This window comes from Bifidobacterium bohemicum DSM 22767, from assembly GCF_000741525.1.
Classification (GTDB): Bacteria; Actinomycetota; Actinomycetes; order Actinomycetales; family Bifidobacteriaceae; genus Bifidobacterium; species Bifidobacterium bohemicum.
Genome location: NZ_JGYP01000002.1, coordinates 635,190 through 658,843, shown reverse-complemented (window position 1 = coordinate 658,843; position 23,654 = coordinate 635,190). Strand labels below are relative to the sequence as shown.

The following is a 23,654-nucleotide window of genomic DNA, read 5'->3' as shown; positions in this document are numbered from 1 at the left end:
GACAAGGAGACAAGCCCATGGGAATCCCAACTGAGGTAGACCCCGACATCAATTCGGACGACTGCTACGACGGCAGCGACCTGCCGTTCGACTGGCCGGAGGAGTTGAAGGAGTTCACTCCCTCCCGGCCCATCACCAAGGATCAGTTCATCGACTTCGAGACCGACGGCAAGGAACCGTACCCCGGTTACGCCGAGGAACTCGCCGACTGGAAGGATCGCAACGACGAGTTCCAGCGTCGCGTCCTTGAAGCCCAAAGGGGTCAGGCAAACTAGCGGAAGATATTCAGGATAGTTGGCGGTCGTCGTTCGATAGCCGTGCCAGCCGTCGCCATTGAGCACGGTGACTGACTGTTGCAGTCGAACGCGGCCATAAGAGCTGCTGCTATCGCCGCAGTCGAACACGGCAATAGCGAACTCCATCGAACGCAACAACACCTGCTCCGGCCGAACACGGTCCTCGGTAGAGTTCGGCCGTGCCTTCGCCCGCTTAAGCACGGCGCGGATATCCGCCAAATTCCTTATTTGTTTTGGATGCTTATATGCATGCTTTACAGGTCCTGGATGGCATATTCGAACCCGTCGTGCAGGGTCACCGACTTCTCTTTGCGTGTCCCGTCGCTCCCGTACTCCCACGGCCGGTCCATCGCGTCAAGCAGACGCGAGATGTCATCGCCTATGGCGCTGTGCTTGAACAGATTCGCCGTGTCCTTATGCATGGCTTTGGCGACGCTTCTCCTGCTGTCGCCTCGATAGACCGCCGTCGCCCCTTCCACGGCAAGGACCCGGTTCAGTGCCTCCTGTAGTTCATGCGACAGCAGGACTCGTCCCACGTGATGACATAGACCGGAATCAGGCCCCTCCTCCGAAGTGTCGATCTCCAGCCGGTCGGCGTGCGAGGAAATCAGATCGTTGAGCTCATTGAGGAGCTCGACCACATGATGACGCAGAATCTCCCTGCCGTGCTCGTCGTTCTCCAGCTCGTCCAGCCGCCTCATGTTGTCGCGGGCGTGCACCTCTTGGGTTTTCAAACGGGCCATGTTCTCTCTCCTCCAGGGTCTGGTCGGGCCGCTCGCGCGGCGGTCGTGCGGCGCTAACGAAGCAAAAGGCGTTCTTGATCGTCTGATGAAGCACGACTTCTCGGCTCCGTGGGCCGGTCTCCCTGCCATAATGGTAGTCTCCGAACGGCCGGTTTGCGTGTAGGCGGCTGGGTCTGGCATGGCAGGCTCACCGGAATGATTGCGTATGCCAGTATGGAGGATGCAACATGGCGATTACGGCGATATGGTCATTCATGCCCTTTGGCACACGGCACATACCGGCGATCAACTGGCTCAAGGCCGGTGTCCCCGTCAACAGTGCGTGGGCATGGCTGGGTCACGCCGACCTGAAGATGACCACAGATACACGTCAGTCCTCGGAATGGGCATTGACTAGTTCGCCTACGCGAGTTGTGGATGACCAGGAAGTAACAACAACTTCAGAAAAAGCAGGTTAGAAATAAATAAGATGTCTTGTGGAGCTAAGGAGACTCGAACTCCTGACCCTCTGCTTGCAAAGCAGATGCGCTACCAGCTGCGCCATAGCCCCGTTGTGCACTGTTCCAAGGCTGATTCACCAATGTCGTAAAGGGTCTCTTGGAACTTGCGTGGGCCCGGGAGGACTTGAACCTCCGACCTCATCCTTATCAGGGATGCGCTCTAACCAGCTGAGCTACGGGCCCATCATCACGTCCTAAGACGTACAAGTATTTAGCTTACTGTGACGTTGGACAACCGTCAACATTTTTGCTCCTAAGCGTGTCGCGGACTGAAAATGCCATTCCTCCGTAGCGCTGGGTTGCCGCCGGAACATCGTGTCCCAGCGGTTCATACGCCTCGAATACCGGCACGCCGCACAACATCACGATAGAAGAAAAGCACATGCATGTCACATGCCCCACCCCGGGCACGCAGGTCAGACGAGCGAGGGATAATCGTGCCATGCCTTATCGCCTTGGTTCTTGTAAACCTTCAACCCGTGCCGTTTCGCGGTCGGTGCTCGAAGTCGATGGAATGACCGTTGAGGTGAAGCGCAAAACGATGCGTAACATGTATCTACGGGTTGACCCGCGGGTCGGCACCATAATGGTGAGCGCCCCCCAGCAGACCACAGACCGACAAGTCATGGCGTTCGTGCGGAGCCATAATGCATGGATCGCACGACAGCGCAGGCAACTGAGCGATGCGCCGCCGAGGGAATGGACCGACGAACTGATGCGTGAGGCCCGACGTAACCTCGACGCGCAAATTCCCGGCCTGCTCGAGAAATGGACGCCGATTGTCGGCCGGGAACCTACGTGCATCACCCTCAGGGCCATGCGGTCACGCTGGGGCTCTTGCACGCCGGCGACCGGGTGCATCCGGCTCAATCTCCAGTTGGGGCTCATGGAGCCGCGATTCCTGGAATATGTGCTGGTCCACGAGCTCACACACTTTTGGGAAAGAGGCCATGGCGCAGGGTTCCAGCGACGGATGGACGGCTACTTGCCGGGCTGGCGCGCGGCCAGACGCGACCTCAACCGCGAAACCACGTGGTGACTGCGTTCCGGGGGTGTTGAACGGGCGCCCGCACGTTCAGTAAGAAAATGCTCACGGAACGAAATGGGGCCTGAAGACGGTGGCGCACCACAGGTAGAATGTAAGTGTTTCAAAGGACGGTGAGAATCATGACGAATTCAAACAAACGAGTTGTGGTAACCGGCGCTTCAAGCGGCATCGGAAGGGCAACTGCGGTGGCTTTGGCGAACGAGGGCTGGAAGGTCGTCGCGTTGGCGCGGCGTGAGGAACGGCTGCGCGATTTGGTCGCCGAGCTTGGCGCTGATGCCTGCGAGCCGATTGTGTGCGACGTGACCGATGATGCGTCGGTTCAGGGTGCAGTCGAAAGGATCCTTGCGGGCGGCCAGGTCAAGGCGCTGATAAATTGCGCGGGCGGCGCAATCGGCCAGGACCGTATAGCCCAATGCAACGTCGAGGACTGGCGCAAGATGTATGACATAAATGTGCTCGGCACTCTTCGCATCACCCAGAAACTCCTACCGGCGCTCGAGGTCGCACCCGGCGGCGGCACCGTGGTCGTCATTTCCTCGGTCGCCGGCATTGAGGCTTACGAGGGCGGCGCCGGCTACTGCGCCGCCAAATCAGCCGAGCGTGTGTTCGCCCAAACCTTGCGGTTCGAGGAAGTGGGCAAGCCGTTGCGTGTCATTGACGTCTCCCCCGGCATGGTGGCGACCGAGGAATTCTCGCTCAACCGCTTCCACGGCGATCAGGCCAAGGCCGACGCGGTCTATGCGGGCGTGCCAAACCCCCTGACCGCCGAGGATATAGCCGAATGCATCCGATGGGCGCTCGATCAGCCTGACACGGTCGATGTCGATTCACTGGTGGTCCGTCCGCGCGCGCAGGCTTCGGCGCAACGCGTCTATCATCGGTAGAACCGGTCGGCGGCGGCTCGATAAAGTGCCTACGGAACAAAGTTGCCACGTAGGCACTTTCTACGGAGAGTCCCGAAATTCTTCGGATGAGAATGGCGGAGTCTCGCCGTTTTATTCGCCCATATACCATGAGCGTCAAGGAAAGGCGCCTACCGAACGGGAATGTCGTGACCGGAACGCGTGATCGACGAGCAGACCGGCGCGCAGACAATATATAAAAACGAAGTGTCGTGCTCCATCTGATACATGGAACACGACATGGTTGCATATGTGGCAGTGCATCATCGGCTGCCACATATGCTTTGTGCCTTGGTTCAGGCCTTCGGCGTCTCGCAGATCAAGTGGCTGTTCATGAACCAGTTGAAGTGCTCAAGCTCCTGCACGTGATCCTGCATGATGTTGGAGCTGATGATGTCGAGTTCGTCGAGCTCCTTATAGGCGTTGCGCTCGGCCGTGATGAAGTCGGCGTAATAGTCGATGAGAGCCTTGAGGTAGTCCTGCGTGTTCTGGCGGCCCATCAGCGTGAACCTGGACCAGGTGCGGTTCTCGATGATGGACTCCGGCGTGCCCTGCGCGCTGCCGCCCAAAGTGGCGATGCGCTCGGCGGTTTCATCGGCCATGTTGCGAACCGCGTCAACCTCAGGGTCGAGCATCTCGTGCACGCCGATGAAGCTGGGGCCCGCGACGTTCCAGTGCGCGTGCTTGAGGATCAGCGAGGCCTCCTCTTCCTGCGCCAAGCGGTTCTGCAGGATCGAGACGATTTTGTCGGACGTGGCCTGATCGAGGCCCGGGTTCAAGAATTCTGTTGCCATGATTTCCCTTTCTTTGGAGTAATTCATGTAACATCTATTCTACAGGCTCATGGTGTGCGGCGTGGAACCGTTGCATATGTTCGCGGGGCCTGCAAACGTTGCTGTCTCGCCGTTTTCGTTCATACTGTTCGTCGTGTATTGCGCGTTAAGACAAACTGAGGTTTGCGCTCATTGCCGGTCAGACGGCGCTATCTGCAAGTGTTTTTCGTGGGATTATTGTGGTGCTGGTACGGCGGGGGCACTGCCGCGCGCCTTGTGGGCGTGTGGATGGTGTTCAGCACATCGCGGTATCCGGCGATTTCCTCTTCGGCGCGGTTTTGTGGAGCGACTTTCTCGCTGACGATGCCGACCAAGCGTTTGTCGGTGGTCGAGATTCCTTCGATACGGTTCGATGCGTCGGTGCTTTGGATACGAGCCATATGAAGCAGGGGTTCCGCCAGCTTTGGCCTGATTCGTAGTTGGGTGTTTTGGCGTCCTTTGGCTTCATGGACGGCGTTGAGCAGGTTCACGGTTTGCGTCGTCAACAGCTCTTGCCCGGACTCTCCGTAGTTATGCATGGTATCTGCACCGTTTTCTGCATCATATTATAGCGAATTGATGCGGGTAAATCGTAGATGGTGCAGAAAACTGGTTAAAACTTGCTACTCGTCCCCGTTCTTGCGCACCTCGATGGTCTCGATGCGGCGGTCGTCCACCTTCGTGACCGTCATGTTGTAGCCGTCGTCGGATTGCAGGGTCTCGCCCACCTCGCCCATCCGACCGGTGTGAGCGAGGAAGTAACCCGCGACCGTCTCGTAAGGACCATCCTCAAGTTCGATGCCGGTCAGGTCGGCGAAGTCCTCGATTGTCATGCCGCCGTCGATCGTGGCCACACCGTTGACGAAGGCCGAAGGCTGGCCGTCCTTGCCGTCGGCGGCTTCGGGACGTTTGTCTTCCGGCAGGTCGTACTCGTCCCAGATGTCACCGACGAGCTCCTCGGTCATGTCTTCAAGCGTCACGATGCCGTCCGTGCCGCCGTACTCGTCGATGACCACGGCCAGGTGAATGCCGCATTTGCGCAGGCGCTGGAGGCTCGGCAGCAGTTTAGAGGTGCCGGGCAGTGAAATGCCCTCGCGCGTCACGTCGGCCACTGTCTTTGCGTTCGGGTTGCGCACGTCCAACAGATCCCGCACGTGCACAAAGCCTAGGATGTCATCAAAATCGCGACCGGAGACGGGGTAGCGTGAGTACGGCATCCCGCGCACGTATGCGGCGGCCTCCGCGATGGACTTGTCGCCTTCGAGAAACACCACGTCGGCGCGCGGCTTCATCACCTCCGCGACTATGGTGTCGGAGGCATCGAACACGTCGTCCAGAATCGTGCGTTCGTCGCGGCTCAGGCGCGTGTTCGAGTTGACCAGCACGCGCAGCTCGTCGTCCGAGACCTCGCTTTCGGTTTCGTTCGGATCGAAGCCGAGCAGGCGCACCACGCCGTTGGTGCTTTTGCCGATCACCCAGATCAGAGGGCGGCAGATTTTCGCGAAGATGTCGATGGCGGGCACCGCGGCCCTCGCGATCTGCTCCGTGCGCTGCATGGCGATGCGCTTGGGGGCAAGTTCGGAGATCACGATCGAGCAGTACGAAATGATAAGCGTGAGAACGATGGTGGTCGTGGGGGCCGCGATGCGTTCCGGCACTCCCCAACCCACCACGATCGGCACAAGGTGCGGTGTGATGGCGGACTCACCGAACGATGCCGAAAAGAATCCAGAAAGCGTTACCCCGATTTGGACCGTGGACAGGAACGTGTTCGGGTCGCGTGCGATTCTGGCGACCTTTGCGCCGCGCTCGTCCTCCTGCTCCATTTGGTCGAGTTGGGAGGCGCGGAGGCTCACCAGCGCGAGCTCCGTGCCGGAGAAGACCGACCCCAGGAGCAGGAATACGAGCACCAATAAAACGTTGAGTCCAAGCGACATGTTTTTCAGTGTAGGTGTAAGGCGCGAATTGTGTTTGCAGGTAAGGCCGCCGACCGTTAAGCGTATGGATGCCGACGATTCTCTGCCGTCCTGCTCATTATCCCTGCAACTCACCTTTGTTCAATGGGTATGGCTGCCTAAAATGTCTCATATGTAGGTAATTGGAACCTTTTCGCCCATGATGCAGCACGGTTTGCTCTTTCGGAACTCCGCTCCCCTAGCACCCGCAGGATTCGCGTACGACTAGTTTCGCATCCAGCAGATGGAGATCCGGCTTCATATTGGGATCGATGGCGGCTTTAAGTCCGATTTCCGCAATTGCTTTAGGGTCTTGTTGCAGTACGGTCAGTTCCGGATTGGTATATTGTGAATCGATTGTCCCGTCAAATGAAATGATTGCCATCTCATCGGGAACTTTTACGTTCCGATTGCGAAGGGCACGCAATGCTCCGAATGCCATGAGGTCGGACCCGGTGATGACGGCTGTTGGCCTTTTGGGGAGGTCTAGGATTCGCATCATCGCGTTGTATCCCCCCGTACGTGAGAATTCGGTATATTCTATGTGTCCAGCAGGTAGACCTCGTTTTTTGTATGCCTGATACCAGCCCCTGATGCGGCCATCGCTGATGCCGTTGCTTGCGTTACCGATCAGGAGTGCAATGTCTGTATGGCCGTGCTTAAACATGTGATCCATGCCCATTTCCACTGCGCTGACGTAATCTGTGGACACGGTTGCGGCATTGGGGATCCTGCGGTCGACATCGAAAATGACGAATCTGCATTCATCGTATGTCGGGGAGAAAGTATCGACGTTTTCGCACGGTGATATGAAAAGCGCGTCCACTTTACGGTTCAAAAGTTGTCGGATTGCTTTCTTTTCCTTCTCTGGTTCACGGTGCGAGGTGGCAAAAAGAAGGGAGTATCCCTTTTCTGCAGCCCGCAACTCAAGTTCCTCGTAGATGCTTTCCGCGAATGGGTTGGTGAACTCGGTGATTACCACGCCCAGGGTTTTCGAATTTCCGGTTCGCAACGCTCGTGCGATGGAATTCGGTGTGTAATTGAGTTTTTCCGCCGCCTCTCGAACTTTTTGTGCGGTCTTGGGTGACACGTTACGCGGGCCGTTATTGAAAACGTAGCTTACTACGGCTGTAGAGACGTTTGCTAGCCGTGCCACGTCATTACGTGTTGCCGTTTCTGCCGTTTTAGCCATCGTTTCCTTCATTGGTAATCGGAACTTCTACTCGCAACCACAATAATACAAGATACGCTCAATCTACACGATAAAACAGAGATCGAAATGATAACTCAAGTAGTCTTATCCTTATAAATAAAACAATTATCAAGTTCAATACCATCCGATTCTAGTAATTTGCACATTTCTTTCTACACGTGTAGCATTAAGATGACCAGCGAAAGAAATTCAACTGCGAATACATCTTGAGCTGGCGTAAAAGATAACATCGAATCACGTAGAGGTGGGAAGATGAAAAGAAGGAAGATTGCCGCATCCTTGATATGCGGGATGTTGTTGATGGCTCCACTGACTGCATGCGGCTCAGGGTCGAGTTCGTCGGGTGGCGAGACGATTGAATTCATGACGATGCAAGGCACCGGAACACCACGCCTGAAAATTCTCCAGACCATGGCGAAGAAGTTCGAGAAGGAGAATCCCGGAGTGACCATCAAGGCCACGGCTAGCTCGGATAATGCGGAAAACGATATCAAGGTCCGTCTGGCCGGCCACAATCCTCCTGATATTTGGGCCACTCACGGATGGTCACGTGACCGCTACGGCAACTTCCTCGAACCGTTGCAGAACCGTTCCTGGGCCAAGCAGGTCAAGCCGATCTGTGACGACTTCCTCAAGGATAAGAACGGTAATATCTACGGGCTACCCGCCGATTTGCAGGTCTCCGGAATCATGTATAACAAGACTGTCCTCGAGCAGGCTGGCGTCGACCCGAAGGCCCTGAATACCTGGGATGACTTCGACCAAGCCTGTGAGAAGGTCAAGGCTGCGGGACTTACCCCTATCGTCGCCTCGCCCAAGGATTTCGGAATCCAAGGCGACATCGCGGACTATCTGCTTCCGGGGCTTCACGAAAAGTCCGATCTCGAACGGCTGCAGAAGGGTAAGTTCACTACAAAGAACTTTGAGGAATATGCGTCCATGGTCAAGAAATGGGCCGATTCAAAGTACTTCAATGTAGACTATGTATCCGCTTCACCGGATGACGACTACCGCTATATGGCCTCGAACAAAGCCGCCTTCTTCCTCCGCAGCAATACCTTCGGGCAGATGATGGAGTCCTTCAACCCCGATGTGAAGCTTGGTATGATGCCGGTGCCGTCCAAGGTCGGCAAGCCTTACTTTTCCGCTGGTGAGGAATTTGCGTTTGGCGTCTCGAAGACCAGCAAGCACAAGCAGACCGCGCTGAAGTTCATCGACTTCCTCGCAAAGCCTGAGAATATGAAGGAGCTGGTGAAGGTGAGCATGAACGATTCCGCACTGAAGAACGTCCCTGCGGCTTTAGGCCAATTCCAAGACACCTATGATTACTGGGTCAATGAGAAGAAGACGCAGACGGTGCCGTTCTTTGACCGCAAGTATCTGCCCAACGGCATGTATACCACACTTGCCAAGTCCACTGACGGCATCATCACCGGCCAGCTTTCTCCTTCTGCGGCAGCCGACCAGATGAAGACCTCGTTTGAAAGCCTTTACGGACAGAAGTCCTGATTGCTCCGGCGCGGTTTTTGTAAGCCGCGCCACTCGCTGTGGCGATTTGATCGTCTAAAGCCCCGTCTTAGGTAGCGCTTCAGGCTCTCCGCTTCGATGAGGCCGAATGGCGCCCGCTCCTCGGTGACAAATGGCCTGGGAGCGGACGGCTGGAATCAAGCAGTACATCAACATTAGGAAGCAATCGTGTCTAGTAATACAACATCGTCGGTCGCGCAGCGACAACAGACAGCGCTGCGGCAGGGGGCCGACAGGACAAATTCGGGCGAAACTCGAGAGCGCAGGCGTAAACGGTTCGCCGGCGCATCTGTCAACCTGTTCTACGCGCCTGTCGTCCTCATTCTTGCAATTTTCATCATCTACCCACTGATTTCGGGAATCGGGTATTCCCTGACCAATTGGGATGGCTACAATGCCAACAAAACCTTCATTGGTCTGGCCAATTACGGACAGATTCTGAAGGACCACAATTTTGGTGTCATCCTGCTCAATACCTTCATCTACGGCGTGGGCAGCACAGTGGTCCAGCAGATACTGGGCCTGGCGCTCGCCCTTCTGCTCAACACCAAGATTCACGGGAAGACGCTCATCCGTGCGATTATTTATTTGCCTGCTCTCGTGGCGCCAGTCGTGATGGGAATAATGTATTATTTCATCTTTCAATATCAGCAGGGCGCGCTTAACCAAATTCTCGTCTGGCTCGGGTTCCCGAAGGTGGCGTGGTTCAACAACGCGCATTTTTCGGTGGCGATTATCGTCTTGGTCAACTCCATTCAGTTCGTTGGCGTGTCGATGATCATCTATCTATCCGGTTTGCAAACCATGGATCAGGAGGTGTTGGAGGCCGCAGAGGTTGATGGCGCCCATGGGTGGAACAAGTTCTGGCATGTGCAGTTACCACTTCTTGCGCCATCCTTCACCACTAGCGTGGTACTCAACCTCATCGGAGGTCTCAAACTTTACGATGTCATCAAGGTGCTTACCGGCGGAGGTCCGGGCTATTCGACCAACTCGCTTTCGACCTATATCAGCACGGTGTATTTCGACAATCAAGCAGCCGGCTATGCTTCGGCAATCGGTGTGGTCCTGTTCATCGTCATTGCAATGGTCACCTTCCTCGTCAATAAGGGCCTGACCAAGCTGGAGTGGGAGTGATCATGAGTCAGAAAACCATACAATCAAATGGCGCAGGTTCCGTAGGCGACCTCCTTGCGCACGAATCAACCGAAATGCGCGAGGCTTGCCAAGAGCGTAAGAATTACCGACGCGGGCGTTGGGCGATCTACTTTTTCCTCGGCGTCGTCATCGTTTGCCAGCTGTTGCCGTTCTACCTAGCGGTTACCTCCTCGCTTAAGCCTGCCGATGACATGACCTCCGCTCTTGTCCCGCGTATGCACAATTTGGCTTGGGACAACTGGACTACGGCGATCACAGAAGGGGGGATTCTCACCTCCGTGTTCAACAGTGTGATCGTGACGGTCTGCACCACGGTACTTGTGTGTGTATTCGGCGCGATGGCGGCCTATCCGTTGGCCCGCCGTCAGACACGATTCAACGGTGCGGTATCGGCTTTCATTCTTTCGATGATGATGATTCCGCCGCTTTCGATTCTAGTGCCGCTTTATTCGTTCTTGGTGAAGATTAATGCGGCGAACACCTACTGGGGCATCATTTTGGTCCTGACGGCAACGAACCTGCCGCTTGCGGTGTTCCTTTATACGGCGTTTATCAAAGCGATTCCGCCGGCTATTGACGAGGCCGGTACGATTGACGGTGCCAACAGACTTCAAGTGTTTTTGCGCCTCATCCTGCCGATGCTTAAACCAGTGACGGCCACCGTGGTCATCATGACTGGTTCGACGGTGTGGAATGACTATGCCCTTTCAAGCTACATCCTCACTGACACGGCCAGGCAGACCATCGCTCCGCGCGTGGCGTCGTTCTTCTCTGCGAACACCAATAACTTGGGCATTGCGGCTGCGGCAGCGTTAATCGCCGCCGTGCCGATGGTGGTGGCCTACGTATTTTTGCAGAAGTACTTCATTGCGGGCATGGTCGCCGGCGCAGTCAAATAAAGGAGTGATGTAATTGCGGCGATGAAATATAAAAATGTATCGTGATTCCGCTGTTCAAAGTATGAAAAACGGTATCACGGTCAAGACAACAATTCGAAATCGAAATTTAAGATTATAGGAATCGTTCCAAGGTCTCGGTTTTTGCAAGGGATCACAGTCGTGTGATGGCTCCGCGAATGGCGAGAACCGTAAGACGTGAGACAAATAAGGGGAAAACAACCATGCTGTTTCCAACAAATGCCACCGGTCAGACTCCACAGACGCGCATGGCAATGAATGATGCCGAGATCGGAGGCGACCTGCCGAACGTGGTTGCGTTCTTTGCGGTTGATGATCCTGAAGGCGTGGGTGAAGTTGAATTCCCCTATCAGGATCCGCGGCCGCGTGCGCTCTTTGTTGAGCATGCGCTCGATCTGTTTACCAGGCCGAGCCTGCGTGGACAGCGAATCGGTGTTGATGTCGGGAAAAAGGTCGTAGGGTGTTCGTGGTCACCTAGGTTTGTGCTTACCGAGGGAGTGAATGTCGAGGCGAACATTTTGTCATACTCGGCACGGGATGCCGACGCTAAGCTCGACTTGGTCACACAGGTAGAGGCATTAGTCGGCGGGTCGCTACGCGTTCGCCATATGCTGACCAACATCGGTGGTTCTGAGGACGGGACTTATGTGCTTGACGGTCTTGACGTGCATATTCCACTTCGTGACGACATGACCGAGATTATGGATTTTGCGGGTCGCCATGAGCGTGAACGTCAGCCACAGCGTCATGAAGTGGCTGATGGCATGTGGCTGCGCGAGTTCCGCAAAGGCAAGCCAGGTTACGCGGGGCCGCTGATTGTGGCAGGCACTCCGGGATTCGATTTCGGTCATGGATCGGTGCTCATGGTCCAGGTCGCGTGGAGCGGTAATTCTACCGTCGCCGTCGAACGGGACGATGAGCAGACCGCCGGCATCAACGCAGGCGAATTGTTGCTGCCCGGAGAGATCGTGCTGGAAAGCGGCGAAAGCTACACCACCCCTTGGGTCATGGTTACCGCCTCCGACAATGGACTCGATGGCGCCGCCCAAAGTGTGCACGCCTGGGAGCGCTCGCTGCCCACGCATCCCAAGAGTCAGCCGGCGACGCTCAACGTGTGGGAGGCGGTGACCTTCCACCATGATTTCGACAAGCTCAGGGAGATCGCGGACCGTGCCGCGCGCATCGGCATCGAGCGGTACGTGTTGGACGACGGCTGGTTCCATCTGCGTCGTGACGACCATGCCGGCCTTGGAGATTGGTGGATTGATGAAGATGTATGGCCGGACGGGCTGAAACCGTTGTCGGATTACGTGCACTCCCGTGGCATGCAGTTCGGCCTGTGGATTGAGCCGGAGATGATCAACCAGGATTCTGACCTTTATCGCAAGCATCCGGATTGGATTATGCAGGCCGGCGAACGGACGCCAATCGAACAGCGCAATCAGTTGGTGCTTGACCTGACCAATCCTGCGGCGTTCAGTTATGTGTATGAGTCGATAAGTGAGGTTCTGGAGCGGACTGGCGTCGACTACGTGAAGTGGGATCACAACCGCTTCCTGCTTGAGGCCGGTTCGAATCAGCATGGCGGTGCGCCGGCGGTGCATGAGCAGACGACGGCTTTCTACCGCCTGCTGGATGCCTTCCGCGAACGGTTCCCCGAAATCGAATGGGAGTCGTGTGCTTCCGGCGGCGGGCGCATCGATACCGGCGTGGTTGAGAAGGTTTCGCGCTTCTGGTGCTCGGATATGACCGACGCCTTGAGCCGGCAGAAGATCCAGCGTTGGACCGCACAGACTGTTGCGCCTGAATACATTGGCGCACATATCTCGCAACCCTCCTCGCAGCAAACGGGGCGAACTTTCAGTCTTGCTTTCCGGGCCGCCACGGCAGTGTTCTTTGGTTTCGGGATCGAATGGGACATCACCGAGGCCGACGCCGACGACTTGGATCAACTTGCGACTTGGATTGCTTGGTATAAAGCCAATCGTGGCCTGCTTCACGGCGGTCGGTTCGTTCGATTGGATGTTCCCGACCCGACGGTACTTGGTTTCGGCGCGGTCGCGCAGGACGGCTCGCGGGCCATTATCGAGCATGTGCAATATGAGGAGTCCGATTCAAACCGCGGGGTCTACTTGCGGGTGCCCGGCCTCGATCCGTCAGCTCGGTATAAGCTTCGCTGGACTGGGGTTTCCGAGCTTTCCGCGCCGCTTGAGTCCTTCGATTCCTATGGTCCGATAGGTGATGTGGCGGTAACTGGAGAGTATCTGGCAAAGGTCGGCATCCGCATTCCGCGCTGCCGGCCCGAAACTGCCCGCCTCATCGATATTGTGCGACAGTAGCAGTTTCGGTCTTGCGCCAAATCCTGCCACTTCGAGATATGCGTGGTCTACCAAGGCTTATTACCGTGGGAGACCACGCTATGTTCGAGGCAAGGGCGGTGGATACTGCGGCTTGACGACCCGATGAGTCCGATGCGGCCCGTGTCTCCCCATCACTGGCGAGTTTTACGACAAGAACGATTTGATCAATCTGGTTTCGTATAGTCAGGTCTTGCCCCACGCCTGTGTAGTTGGCGGCGTTGCGGTTTTGACGGCGGCGGTCTGCGCTCTTCCCGGGCATTTACATAAAAACAGGATTGTAGGCCAAGATCGTCAACTGAACCAACGAAGTGTCATGTCTCAGAACGACAACACCTCGACTTTGCCGTCCGTCAGACGATAGCGTGCGCCGACGATCGAAAGTCGTTGCTCTGCCAGTGCATACTGGATGATGGACGACCGGTCGACCAGGGTCTCGATTGTGCGTGCGATATGTACGCGTTCGAAATCGTCGTGATCGGTCAGTTCGGCTTCACGAGCCGATAACACGGAGGCCCCGACTGAGCGCAGAATGACGGATTCCGCCTCTGTCACCAGCGTTTCAAGCTGGTCAAACGGGTCGTCTTCGCCGCCCGTTGCATCAATGGGCATGCCGCTGTTCGCGTTGAGAATCGCGTCGGCAGTTGCGTTGCCGGTAATCGCGTTGTCGACTCCCGACGCCGGTTGCATCGCATCGCCATCGGCTGCATTCAGGTCGATTCCGGTGCTCGCGGCAAGCTCGTCGAGTTCTTCGACGGCCCCGGCCACGGCCCCGCAATGTTCGTGACCGAGCACCACGAGCAGGCTCACATGCAGGTGCGTCACCGCGTATTCAAGCGACGCAATCACCGCGTCGTCGATGATCTGGCCCGCTGTGCGCACGGTGAACATGTTGCCAAGTCCTTGGTCGAAGATGATTTCGGGCGGCACGCGCGAGTCGGAGCAGGCGAGCACCGCCGCGTCGGGGTGCTGTCCGTCGATCAGGGATTCCCGCGTCTCGCGGTCCTGCCAGGGGTGTTCGGGTGTGCCTGCCGCGAAGCGCGAGTTGCCTTCCAGCATGCGGCTCCAGGTGGCGTTGGCCGTTGATTCGGGCGAACTTGGGTCGTCGTGTGCGTCAAAGAGCTCGGAACGTGTGGTGGCTTGGCCGGTGGTCATCGTGATCCTCCTTGTTCGCCGTGCGTGCGGAGTCGGCTTTGGCTGCCCGTCTTGACGGTGTCTCGTTCCTGACGATACTACCGTCCCCGTTCGATCGTGCGGGTGGTTTCGAGATGACCCGGGACCGCCGATGTGCCGGGGGGGGGGTTCGGTATTCCCCTGCGGGTGGGGCGTCGTCGCAGGAAGGCATGCCGGTCGGCTCGAAGCGGCGGTGTTCCGGGGGTTGCCTCCAGCGGAGGTGGCGCTGTGATATCTTCGCTTCACGTTTGTTGACCGTTGCGGTTTTGTCCGCTGTACTCGTGCTCGTCATGGTCGTGGACGATTCGCGTGTGGCTGTCGTAATGCCGAATGGTTGTTCGCCGTTGGGCGCAAGGGTGGTTCAAAGCGCGTAAAGATACGTCGGTAAGAGGGGCGGTTACTTCCGACTTGTTCGGATGGGCGGTAGCATGGCGCGATAAGCGGACATGCGGGAATCCGGTTCGTGGTTGTTTGCGAATCGGCGGATCGTTGTCGCACGATATCGCAATGAGTGCCCGTGAAAGGGCATTCAGGACGGAGGAATGATTAGATATGACGATGTTGCAGCACGAGCTGATGGATTTCACTTCCAACTACTACCAGGACAACGAGATCAAGCAGATCTCCAAGAAGGACGTGCTCGGCCACTGGTCGCTGTTCTTCTTCTATCCCAACGATTTCAGCTTCGTGTGCCCCACCGAGCTCGAGGATCTTGCCGACCACTATGGCGAATTCAAGGACGCGGGCTGCGAGATCTATTCCGTGTCGCACGACACCGAGTTCGTTCACAAGGCTTGGCACGAGGCCAACGAGAAGATCAACAAGATCCAGTTCCCGATGATCGCCGACCCGACCAACAAGCTCGCCCGCGACCTCGACACCTATGATGAGGTCAACGGCCAGGCCGAGCGTGGTGACTTCATCATCAGCCCGGACGGCAAGGTGGTTGCCTACGAGGTCATTTCCTCGAACGTCGGACGCAACGCCGAGGAGATTCTGCGTCGTGTCAAGGCCTCGCAGTTCGTCTACGAGCACGGTGATCAGGTGTGCCCGGCCAATTGGACCCCCGGCGACGAGACCATCGAGCCGAGCCTGGATCTGGTCGGCCAGCTCTGATCGGACCCTGTCGTTTCGTTCCGTAGGCACTTTACGGCAATACCATGGGAAACGTTTTGTGGAGAATGGCGGAGTTCCAAGGCTCTCTGGAGGCTTCCGCGGTTCCGGTGTAAAGTGCCTACGGGATAGAGACCGATTGACAATCTAGCTTTTCAATAGCGGAGCGCTAGAGTATTGCAGTGTGGACCGTCGGTAGGATTAAGGCAGGATGCGGGAGAAAAGCATGAAACAGCAGGATGATTTGTATGATGTCGTGGTGATCGGAGGCGGGCCAGCCGGACTCACGGCCGGGCTGTACCTCGCGCGCGCTCGATATCGCGTCCTGATTGTGGAGAAGGATGAGTACGGCGGGCAGGTCACCATTACGAACAGGGTGGTCAATTACCCGGGGGTCGCGTCGATCGAGGGGCGCCAGCTCACGTCCATTATGCGCGGGCAGGCCGAGGATTTCGGTGCCGAGTTCATGTCTGCGGAGGTCACTGGCCTCGATGTGCAGGACGACATCAAAACCATACACACCAACCGTGGTGACTTGAAGACGTTTGGCGTTCTTATCGCCACCGGCGCCAACCCTCGCAAGATCGGCTTCGAGGGCGAGGCGGAATACGCTGGTCGCGGCGTTTCCTATTGCGCAACCTGTGACGGCGAGTTCTTCAACGGCAAGGAAGTGCTGGTCGTGGGCGGTGGCTTCTCCGCCGCCGAGGAATCGGTATTCTTGACCAAATACGCCAAAAAGGTTACCGTCATCGCCCGCAGCGATGACTTCACCTGCGACGAGGCCGTGGCCGCGGAGGCCAAGGCCAATCCGAAGATCGAGATCCGTTATCATACCGAGCTCAAGGCGGTTTCTGCCGGACAGGGTGGGTTGGTCGAAGCTACGCTGGTGGATTCGAAAACCGGTGAAGAGACCACATGGAAACCCACTCTGAGCGATAGTTTCGGCGTTTTCGTCTTCGCCGGGTACCTGCCGCAGACCGATCTGTTAAAGGACGTGGTCGACCTCGATGAATGGGGATACGTGGTGACGCACGGTTTTCTTGAGACCTCCGCGGCCGGCGTGTACGCGGCCGGTGATCTGCGTCAGAAGAACCTGCGGCAGGTGGTCACCGCCGTCTCCGACGGGGCGGTGGCGGCCGTGGAGCTCGAACGGTACGCCAAGGATCTGAGCGAGAAGACCGGTTTGGTGCCGCCTCGCCCCACCTCCTCGAAGTATGAGCGGCGTGAGGCCGCCGAGGAGGCAGCGGCAAGGGTCTCCGGCACATCGCCCGCCCCATCCTCCGCTGTTTCCGCCGCCGACAAGACCGGCGCTCCGCGTTCCAAGACCTCCGGTTTCTTCAATGACGGGATTCGCAAGCAGCTTGATGCCGTGTTCTCCCGCATGGCGCGTCCGGTGGGGCTGTCGCTTGAGTTGGACCGAACCCCGCTTTCGGCTCAGTTGCAAGGGTTCATCGACGAATTGGTGGCGTTGAGCGACGGCAAGTTGACTGCTGTGGTGGCTGACGGCGAGGGTCATGATTCGTCCGGTTCCGCCGGTCTGGCAGCCGGCTCGGGCGTGCCTGCCGATGGCTCCGTCGAGTTGGATGCGAACGGCCGTGCGAAATTCGACGTCACGGCGCCCCTGCCGCTTGTGCGCCCGTGCGTGCGCATCTGCACGATCGACGAGTCCGACGGGGGCCGGCTCAGGCCCACCGGGCTGGCCTTCCACGGCGTACCCAGCGGCCACGAGTTTAACTCGTTCGTACTTGGCCTCTACAATGCCGCCGGCCCGGGCCAAAAGGTGGATGACGACAGCGAGAAACGTATCGCGTCCATCGCCGATGGCGGGGCTGCCGGTTCCGCCGCCTCCGCCGGAACTCCCGCGTCCGTGGACGTCATGGTTCTGGTCTCGCTGACCTGCACGATGTGCCCCACGACCGTTCTCTCCGCCCAGCGCATCGCCGCCGGCAACCCCGCCGTGCGCGCCGAGGCCTACGACATCTCGCACTTCCCGGAGTTGCAGAACCAGTACGGCGCCATGAGCGTGCCCTGCATCGTCGTCAACAAGACGGCCGCCGATGGCTCGACCAGCCAGAAGGTCGAGTTCGGCAAGAAGACTGTGCCGCAGATGCTCGACCTGATCGACGAGGCGTAGTTTCGGCCATGCCCTCATGAATGTCATCTTCCTTGAAATTGTCATTCAGATGGCCCATGCGTGATATAGCTAAAGTGCGATTTTGGCACTTTTCGCACTTTAGCAGGCCGGAATATGGGAACTAGACGATGATTCCGGTACTTTTCGCACTTTGTTCAGACTAAGTAGCGGTGCTAAATGACGATGCAAGCGCCGATATCTCCTTCTCCAACTTGCCTAGTGTCAAGACCATTGACGTCACTCACCTCGCTGTCAGCCAAGCCACTGATCTCCACTGCATGTTCCGGGTGACTCCGCTGCTTGAGACCATTGACAGATTTGAAACCTGGAATACCGGCAACGTCACGAACATGGATAGCGTGTTCTGCGTCGCGAACGAGATTCGACAACCTGACGGTATATCCAAGTGGAACACCCGGAACGTCACCAACATGCGAGGCATATTTACTAAGACCCGGAGCTTGAGTAACTTGATTTATCCAGATGGCACACTTGTAAAGTCAGCAATGTAAATCTCCTGTTTTACGGCGCCAGCAAGCTCGGCACCATAGGGGACCCGGGCCTTGAGATACCCACGACGGCCGGCCAAACCCAAACGTATGATGGGCTGGGTTGGTCTGCTCGAAGGCCGGCCGTCACCATTGGGGGTTTATGGTTCCGACAGTCTTGATTGGTAGGAGGTGCCCAACGGCGAGCGGACGGACGAACTCGGCCTGGGGCGCCACCGGCGCCTCGGCCGAGCGGGCGGTGTGAGCAACTCGGCGGGGCACCTATATTGCGGATGAGGGTGCCAATCCGTTTCCGGTCGTCATTCAACCGGTGTCTGCGTTGCCGTACACCGGGGAATTACCGATCTAAGGGCGTCGTGTCAATTGTTGGTGCATTGCTTATGACGTTTGTTTTCGGTGCTGGCTGGCTGTTTCAGCCGCAAGCGTGGTAATCCTATATGACAGTGGCTTGCCGGACGGGTGTCACTGCGGCCTCTTGCGAATCTACGGCATCGGACGGATTAGCGGCAAACTGCGTCTCGCACCTTATTGCTTTTGCGGCTGGAGCGGCCGAGATTTCAGTGTGCTCACCGCGTAAAGCGGGAGGTCGATGATCGCTCCGTCGTGGCGGGGCGGAAGGGATGAAAAGCGTACGGCGGAGGTGATGCCGAATTTGCGCATTGCATATTTAAGGCTTGTTGACTTGAGATTGCCGCCGGCCTTCACCTCGATCGGCATGACTCGACCGTCGATTTGAACGAGGAAGTCCAGCTCGTGTGCCGCGTTGGTGTCCGTCCAATAATATGGCTCAAAACCGGCGGCAACCAGCTCCTGGCAGACCAGCTGCTCGGCCAGTGCGCCTTTGGCGGTGCGGAACACCTTGTCGCCCTCCAAAATGGTCTGCGGCTCGATGCCGCTCATCTCACGCAGCAAACCGGTGTCCATGGTGAACAGTTTGAAGGCGGACCGGTCCACGAACATCGGCAGCGGGTATTCGACGGTTCTTGCGCGTGGAACCTGAGTGACCAGTGACGAGTCCTGCAGACGCTGGATCGCAAGGTCGTATTCTCGGCCGCGCGCGCCAGGTTTGATGGCGCTATACGTGAATTTCTTGGTCTCACGCGCAAGCTGTTGCGGCAGGGAATCCCACAATTGAGTCAGACGCAGTGCAAACCCTTGCGGCATGTCATCGGGGTATTTTGAAAAGTCGCTGCGGTAACCGTGTTCGATGGCCGTTTGAATGCGGGTAATTCGCTCGAAATCGACGCCGGGGTAAGTGTCGATGAAGGCCTGCACCGCTTCGGGCATGCCGCCCACGACCATGTAATATTTGAGGTATTCCATGAATCTTTCATGGAATACGGTCATCAGATCCGTGTCCCCGCTTTCAAGGATCTGCGTCAGCTGGTCTTGTCCGCAAGCGTTGAGAAACTCACGGAATGAGAACGGATAAAGACGTAGCACGTCGACTTTTCCGACCGGAAACGAGACGTTGCGGTGAATGGTGATGCCCAGCGTCGAGCCGGTTGCGATGATCGGGTACTGCGGGGCTTCTTCGGCAAAGTATTTCAGTGATTCCACCGCGTGCGGCACTTCCTGCACCTCATCGAGTACGATGAGGGTGTCGGCCGGATCGATGCGCGTGCCCGCCGCCAGCGCGATGCCGGAGATAAGGCGCTCCGGGCGCAGCGAACCGGCGAAAAGCTCCTGCATCGCCGGGTCGTCCTGCAGGGAGACGTAGGCGACCCGTTTGAAGTGCGTGCGGCCGAATTCCCGGGCTATCCACGTCTTGCCCGTCTGCCGTGCGCCGTCGAGTACGAGCGGCTTGCGTTGTGGGTCGTCTTTCCAGGTGACCAGTTGAGCCATTAGTTGTCGTTTCATGTCATCCCCGCTTCATTCCAACGTTTCACGCCGCTTTGTGCACGTTTTCACTAACTTTCTAGATACTATTCTACACGATTTCACTGATTTTTTATAAATAATTTGCACGCTTCCACAGGATATTCGATGCCTATCATGTACGATTTCCCTTGTTTGCTTGTAACTTGACAATATTGATGAGTGGTTGAAGGCCCGGGATTTTGTATTTCGACTGATAGGTCAAAATGGCGGTTAAGAGCGGGGTCTGTCCTCGCGTGAGTAGGCGTGTGGCTCCGTGGCTGTTGGTCGATCGGCGTTGTGTCGGGGCGTCCCGCGATGGCGGGAAACCGGACCGATAAAAGAACGGGGCCTGCATCGCGATATGAATCGGATTGCAGGCCCCGTTTCGGCTAATGCCGGTTTCCTGTGCGCCGAAACTCAGCCGGTGTTTTGCAGACCGGCGGCCACGCCGGACACGGTGCACAGGATCAGGTAGGTGAACCCGCTGCGCTGTTGGTCGCGGCTGAGCTCCTCGTTGTCCACCTTCTTCGGCTTCGGGGCCTCGTGATTGGCGGGCAGGGTTCGGCCGCCGCCGGCCTCGAGCATGCGCTGGCGGCGCAGGGCGAGCACCTGAGTGACCGACAGCGCGTCAACATAGGGCGAACGCACGCGCACGGCCTGGCCGAGCACATGGCGGTGCTGCAACGGCCATTCGTCGCCCACGATGCTCAGTACCCACTTGCGGGTCAGTTCCATCTCCTCAAGCACCTTGTCGCGCAGGTCGTCGCGGTCGCCGAGCGCCAGGTACATCTTCGCGATGCGCTCGTCGGTTTTGGCCAGTGACATCTCGATGTTGTCGATGAACGTCGAGAACACCGGCCACTCGCGGTAGGCGGCACGCAACGTATCGAGGTCGCCGAACTCCTCGCACGCGGTGCCCAAGCCGTACCAGGCGGCCAGGTTGATGCGTGCCTGCGCCCACGAGAAGACCCACGGAATCGTGCGCAGGTCATCCAGCGACTTGGCGCCCAGACCGCGCTTGGCCGGACGCGAGCCGATCGGCAGCAGGCCAATTTCCGTAAGCGGGGTGACGGTGGAGAACCACGGCGTAAAGTCAGGGGTGTTGAGCAGGTCGAGGAAGCGCCTATGCGCCGAATCATCGAGTTTCTGAGCCATGTCCCAGTACTTCCTGGTCATGTCGGTATTGGTCTTCTCGACGCTCGGGGCCGACTGCAGAAGCGTTGCGGCCGCAACCGATTCGACATGGCGAATGGCAAGCACCTGGTTGCCGTAACGCGCGAAAATGCTCTCCCCCTGCTCGGTGAGCTTGAAACGGCAGTTCACCGAACCGACCGGCTGCGCGAGCACAGCCCGGTTCGCGGGCCCGCCGCCTCGACCGACCGCTCCGCCACGACCGTGGAACAGCGTCAGATCGATGTCGTGTTCCTTGGCCCACGCGGCGATGCGCCCCTGCGCCGAGTGCAAAGCCAGCGTGGCGGTGGTCGGGCCGGCGTCCTTGGAGGAATCCGAATAGCCGAGCATCACCTCAAGCCTGCCGCCCGTGGCCTTAAGCCGCGCCTGAACCTCGGGAATCCTGATCATTTCATCCAGCACGCTTACGCAGTTCTGCAAGTCTTCCAACTGCTCGAACAGCGGAATGACGTCGATGGTGGGCACATCCTCCGGATGGGCGAAAGCCATGCGGTTGAGCTCGTAGACGTCGCGTACGTTCTGCGCCGACTTGGTGAAGGAGATGATATAGCGCCGCGCAGCCTTCTGCCCGTGACGCTTCTGGATCGACCCCAAGGCGCGGAAGGTGTCGAGCACCTCGTGCGTCATCGGCTGAAGCTCTCCGCGCTCGCCGTGCAGGCCGTGCTCGCGGATGTCCTCCAATGCTCGTGAATGCACCAGTGAATGCTGGCGGAACTCCATCTCGACCAGGTGGAAGCCGAAGGTCTGTGCCTGCCAGATCACGTCCTGCAACGAACCATAGGCGGCCCGAGGCGCACCGGCTGCCACGAGCGAACGCTGCACCACTTTGAGGTCCGCGATGAAGTCGTCGCAGCTCTTGTACATCAGATCAGCGTCCCGCTCAATAGTGTAATGCAATCTGTCGGCCATGACGAGCATCACGGCGCGGTGAAGCTCCTGCGTGGAGATCAGCAACGCCTTGTCCGTCAGCCGCTCGCTCATCTCCTTCTGATGGTTCCACAGGTTGATCAGCTCGTCGCTCGGCGGAGTGGTGACCGCCTCCATCGTAAGGTTCGTGCCCGCACGACGGGTCGCGTTTTCGAGCGCGGAAATCGCGTGATCGCTGAATTTGCGCGCCACGGTGCGACTCACCTTCGCGGTGACGTTCGGGTTGCCGTCGCGGTCCGAGCCGATCCAGCTGCCGGGGTGGAAGAACGCAGGGCACTGCGGTTCGACAGTGCCGGCCTTGTCGCCCAGCAGCCAGTCGTCGAAGCGGCGGTAGACCTGCGGAATCGTATTGAACAGGGTGTTGTCGAAGATGTCGAGAATCGTGTCGGCCTCCTCCACGGGGGTCGGCTTCTTCAGGGCGATCGGCGAGGTGCGGAACAGGGCGTCGACCTCGTTGTACAGGCGCCGCATGTTCTCTTTCTTGTCGGACCCGCCCAGCAGTTTGCCGGCTGAAAGCAACGTTGCGATACGGCGGATCTTGCCTTCGACGGCCTTGCGCCGCGCCTCGGTGGGGTGCGCGGTGAACACGGGGTGGAACTCAAGCTTGTCCAGCAGCTCCTTGGCCTTCGCGGGACCCATTTCACCGATGAGCTGGTGATATGCGCCCGTGAGTTCGTTGACGGGGTCGGTGGCGGCGTTTTCGCCGACCTCGGCCTCGCGGTCGTGCAGCGTGGAGACGCGGTAGTTCTCCTCGCACAGGTTCGCCAGATGGAAGTACGTGGTGAAGGCCCGTGCCAGCAACTGCGCGTCATGCACGTTGAGTCCGTCGATGACCTTGACGGCCTTCTCGAGGTTGTCTTCCTTGGTCTCGGCATTGCCGATGGTCTCCGAATAGTGCTCGGCGCTGGCTTTGACGGCGTAGCCGCGCACGGTGTCGAATGTGGAAAGCAGGTCTTTGTCGTACTCCCCCAGCACTTTGCGCAGGATATCGAGGCAGAGGTCCAGGTCGCTTTTCAGTGATTCCGGCAGTTCATGCTCTTCGGGGCTTTTGGTGCCGACACCGGCGGTAAATACCGTGTCGCCCGGGTGCGTTGCCCGCGCATCGTCGGATGTATTGCTTGTTGGCTGATTTGACATCAGTTCCTCCTTCAAACCGGTCGCATGGTTGCCTGATCTGCCGACATTCCGCGGCTCCTCCGCGGTTGTGGTGCCGGTCGTTGCGAGCCCAAAGCCATCTTCCGGTAAGTTCGCTTCCGATTGTAGAGTGAGCTAAGCGACATTTTGCGTGCGCGCCGCCCATGATGGCCGCACTGTGGACG

At 57.9% G+C, this 23,654-nt stretch carries 17 protein-coding genes, 2 tRNA genes and 1 pseudogene; 10 read left to right on the top strand and 10 right to left on the bottom strand.

Features of this window, described 5'->3' with window-relative positions; all coding sequences use genetic code 11:
• The first annotated feature begins 17 nt into the window (after positions 1–17).
• Positions 18–275 (top strand): hypothetical protein, encoded by a 258-nt coding sequence (locus BBOH_RS04980; protein WP_033522226.1) that lies wholly within the window; start codon positions 18–20, stop codon positions 273–275.
• A gap of 275 nt (positions 276–550) precedes the next feature.
• Here BBOH_RS04980 and BBOH_RS04975 read toward each other — a convergent pair whose 3' ends face one another.
• The 3 genes from BBOH_RS04975 to BBOH_RS04960 all read right to left on the bottom strand — a co-directional run bounded on the left by BBOH_RS04975 (position 551) and on the right by BBOH_RS04960 (position 1,722).
• Positions 551–1,039: a hypothetical protein gene (locus BBOH_RS04975; RefSeq protein WP_033522228.1), complete on the bottom strand. Its 489-nt coding sequence runs from the start codon at positions 1,037–1,039 to the stop codon at positions 551–553.
• Between the two features lie 477 nt (positions 1,040–1,516).
• A tRNA-Ala gene (locus BBOH_RS04965) sits at positions 1,517–1,589 on the bottom strand.
• Between the two features lie 59 nt (positions 1,590–1,648).
• A tRNA-Ile gene (locus BBOH_RS04960) sits at positions 1,649–1,722 on the bottom strand.
• A gap of 259 nt (positions 1,723–1,981) precedes the next feature.
• Between BBOH_RS04960 and BBOH_RS04955 the strand changes: the two genes are divergently transcribed.
• Both BBOH_RS04955 and BBOH_RS04950 read left to right on the top strand, forming a co-directional pair.
• A complete protein-coding gene (locus tag BBOH_RS04955; protein WP_420305097.1) occupies positions 1,982–2,578 on the top strand; it encodes a M48 family metallopeptidase in 597 nt (198 codons plus the stop codon).
• A gap of 128 nt (positions 2,579–2,706) precedes the next feature.
• Positions 2,707–3,471 (top strand): SDR family oxidoreductase, encoded by a 765-nt coding sequence (locus BBOH_RS04950; protein WP_033522234.1) that lies wholly within the window; start codon positions 2,707–2,709, stop codon positions 3,469–3,471.
• A gap of 314 nt (positions 3,472–3,785) precedes the next feature.
• Here the strand turns inward: BBOH_RS04950 and BBOH_RS04945 are convergent, their stop codons facing one another.
• From BBOH_RS04945 to BBOH_RS04930, 4 genes and pseudogenes are all read right to left on the bottom strand, one after another.
• Positions 3,786–4,283: a Dps family protein gene (locus BBOH_RS04945; protein WP_033522239.1), complete on the bottom strand. Its 498-nt coding sequence runs from the start codon at positions 4,281–4,283 to the stop codon at positions 3,786–3,788.
• Between the two features lie 263 nt (positions 4,284–4,546).
• Positions 4,547–4,840 (bottom strand): annotated as a pseudogene (locus tag BBOH_RS09250) (Fic family protein); the annotation flags it as partial.
• Positions 4,841–4,924: 84 nt separating this feature from the next.
• Entirely contained in the window at positions 4,925–6,238 is a 1,314-nt protein-coding gene (locus tag BBOH_RS04935) for a hemolysin family protein (protein WP_033522243.1), read from the bottom strand.
• A 217-nt stretch (positions 6,239–6,455) separates the two neighbouring features.
• Complete coding sequence (locus tag BBOH_RS04930) at positions 6,456–7,448, bottom strand: LacI family DNA-binding transcriptional regulator (RefSeq protein ID WP_033522245.1); 993 nt, start codon at positions 7,446–7,448, stop codon at positions 6,456–6,458.
• A gap of 273 nt (positions 7,449–7,721) precedes the next feature.
• Here BBOH_RS04930 and BBOH_RS04925 point away from each other — a divergent pair, with 273 nt between their 5' ends.
• The 4 genes from BBOH_RS04925 to BBOH_RS04910 all read left to right on the top strand — a co-directional run bounded on the left by BBOH_RS04925 (position 7,722) and on the right by BBOH_RS04910 (position 13,410).
• A complete protein-coding gene (locus tag BBOH_RS04925; RefSeq protein ID WP_033522247.1) occupies positions 7,722–8,978 on the top strand; it encodes an ABC transporter substrate-binding protein in 1,257 nt (418 codons plus the stop codon).
• A gap of 186 nt (positions 8,979–9,164) precedes the next feature.
• Positions 9,165–10,133: a carbohydrate ABC transporter permease gene (locus BBOH_RS04920; protein ID WP_169740237.1), complete on the top strand. Its 969-nt coding sequence runs from the start codon at positions 9,165–9,167 to the stop codon at positions 10,131–10,133.
• A gap of 2 nt (positions 10,134–10,135) precedes the next feature.
• Complete coding sequence (locus BBOH_RS04915) at positions 10,136–11,053, top strand: carbohydrate ABC transporter permease (RefSeq protein ID WP_237743138.1); 918 nt, start codon at positions 10,136–10,138, stop codon at positions 11,051–11,053.
• Between the two features lie 221 nt (positions 11,054–11,274).
• A complete protein-coding gene (locus BBOH_RS04910) occupies positions 11,275–13,410 on the top strand; it encodes an alpha-galactosidase (protein ID WP_033522249.1) in 2,136 nt (711 codons plus the stop codon).
• A 339-nt stretch (positions 13,411–13,749) separates the two neighbouring features.
• Here the strand turns inward: BBOH_RS04910 and BBOH_RS04905 are convergent, their stop codons facing one another.
• Entirely contained in the window at positions 13,750–14,487 is a 738-nt protein-coding gene (locus BBOH_RS04905; RefSeq protein WP_033522300.1) for a carbonic anhydrase, read from the bottom strand.
• Between the two features lie 666 nt (positions 14,488–15,153).
• Between BBOH_RS04905 and BBOH_RS04900 the strand changes: the two genes are divergently transcribed.
• The 3 genes from BBOH_RS04900 (at position 15,154) to BBOH_RS09565 (ending at position 18,360) form a co-directional block, all read left to right on the top strand.
• Positions 15,154–15,717 (top strand): redoxin domain-containing protein, encoded by a 564-nt coding sequence (locus BBOH_RS04900; RefSeq protein WP_033522250.1) that lies wholly within the window; start codon positions 15,154–15,156, stop codon positions 15,715–15,717.
• A 223-nt stretch (positions 15,718–15,940) separates the two neighbouring features.
• On the top strand, positions 15,941–17,848 hold the full coding sequence (locus BBOH_RS04895; RefSeq protein ID WP_033522302.1) for an FAD-dependent oxidoreductase: 1,908 nt from the start codon (positions 15,941–15,943) through the stop codon (positions 17,846–17,848).
• Positions 17,849–18,018: 170 nt separating this feature from the next.
• The gene (locus BBOH_RS09565) at positions 18,019–18,360 is read left to right on the top strand and encodes a BspA family leucine-rich repeat surface protein (RefSeq protein ID WP_033522252.1); all 342 of its coding nucleotides are present in this window, start codon (positions 18,019–18,021) and stop codon (positions 18,358–18,360) included.
• Positions 18,361–18,882: 522 nt separating this feature from the next.
• Here BBOH_RS09565 and BBOH_RS04885 read toward each other — a convergent pair.
• Together BBOH_RS04885 and BBOH_RS04880 are read right to left on the bottom strand one after the other, a co-directional pair.
• A complete protein-coding gene (locus BBOH_RS04885) occupies positions 18,883–20,217 on the bottom strand; it encodes an ATP-binding protein (protein ID WP_033522254.1) in 1,335 nt (444 codons plus the stop codon).
• Positions 20,218–20,634: 417 nt separating this feature from the next.
• On the bottom strand, positions 20,635–23,472 hold the full coding sequence (locus BBOH_RS04880) for a phosphoenolpyruvate carboxylase (protein ID WP_033522256.1): 2,838 nt from the start codon (positions 23,470–23,472) through the stop codon (positions 20,635–20,637).
• Positions 23,473–23,654: the final 182 nt, after the last annotated feature.

Bases quoted from the DNA above. Each gene is read 5' to 3' on its own strand.
- BBOH_RS04980 (WP_033522226.1), top strand. From the start codon at position 18: ATGGGAATCCCAACTGAGGTAGACCCCGACATCAATTCGGACGACTGC.
- BBOH_RS04975 (WP_033522228.1), bottom strand. From the start codon at position 1,039: ATGGCCCGTTTGAAAACCCAAGAGGTGCACGCCCGCGACAACATGAGG.
- BBOH_RS04955 (WP_420305097.1), top strand. From the start codon at position 1,982: ATGCCTTATCGCCTTGGTTCTTGTAAACCTTCAACCCGTGCCGTTTCG.
- BBOH_RS04950 (WP_033522234.1), top strand. From the start codon at position 2,707: ATGACGAATTCAAACAAACGAGTTGTGGTAACCGGCGCTTCAAGCGGC.
- BBOH_RS04945 (WP_033522239.1), bottom strand. From the start codon at position 4,283: ATGGCAACAGAATTCTTGAACCCGGGCCTCGATCAGGCCACGTCCGAC.
- BBOH_RS04935 (WP_033522243.1), bottom strand. From the start codon at position 6,238: ATGTCGCTTGGACTCAACGTTTTATTGGTGCTCGTATTCCTGCTCCTG.
- BBOH_RS04930 (WP_033522245.1), bottom strand. From the start codon at position 7,448: ATGGCTAAAACGGCAGAAACGGCAACACGTAATGACGTGGCACGGCTA.
- BBOH_RS04925 (WP_033522247.1), top strand. From the start codon at position 7,722: ATGAAAAGAAGGAAGATTGCCGCATCCTTGATATGCGGGATGTTGTTG.
- BBOH_RS04915 (WP_237743138.1), top strand. From the start codon at position 10,136: ATGAGTCAGAAAACCATACAATCAAATGGCGCAGGTTCCGTAGGCGAC.
- BBOH_RS04910 (WP_033522249.1), top strand. From the start codon at position 11,275: ATGCTGTTTCCAACAAATGCCACCGGTCAGACTCCACAGACGCGCATG.
- BBOH_RS04905 (WP_033522300.1), bottom strand. From the start codon at position 14,487: ATGCTGGAAGGCAACTCGCGCTTCGCGGCAGGCACACCCGAACACCCC.
- BBOH_RS04900 (WP_033522250.1), top strand. From the start codon at position 15,154: ATGACGATGTTGCAGCACGAGCTGATGGATTTCACTTCCAACTACTAC.
- BBOH_RS04895 (WP_033522302.1), top strand. From the start codon at position 15,941: ATGAAACAGCAGGATGATTTGTATGATGTCGTGGTGATCGGAGGCGGG.
- BBOH_RS04885 (WP_033522254.1), bottom strand. From the start codon at position 20,217: ATGAAACGACAACTAATGGCTCAACTGGTCACCTGGAAAGACGACCCA.
- BBOH_RS04880 (WP_033522256.1), bottom strand. From the start codon at position 23,472: ATGTCAAATCAGCCAACAAGCAATACATCCGACGATGCGCGGGCAACG.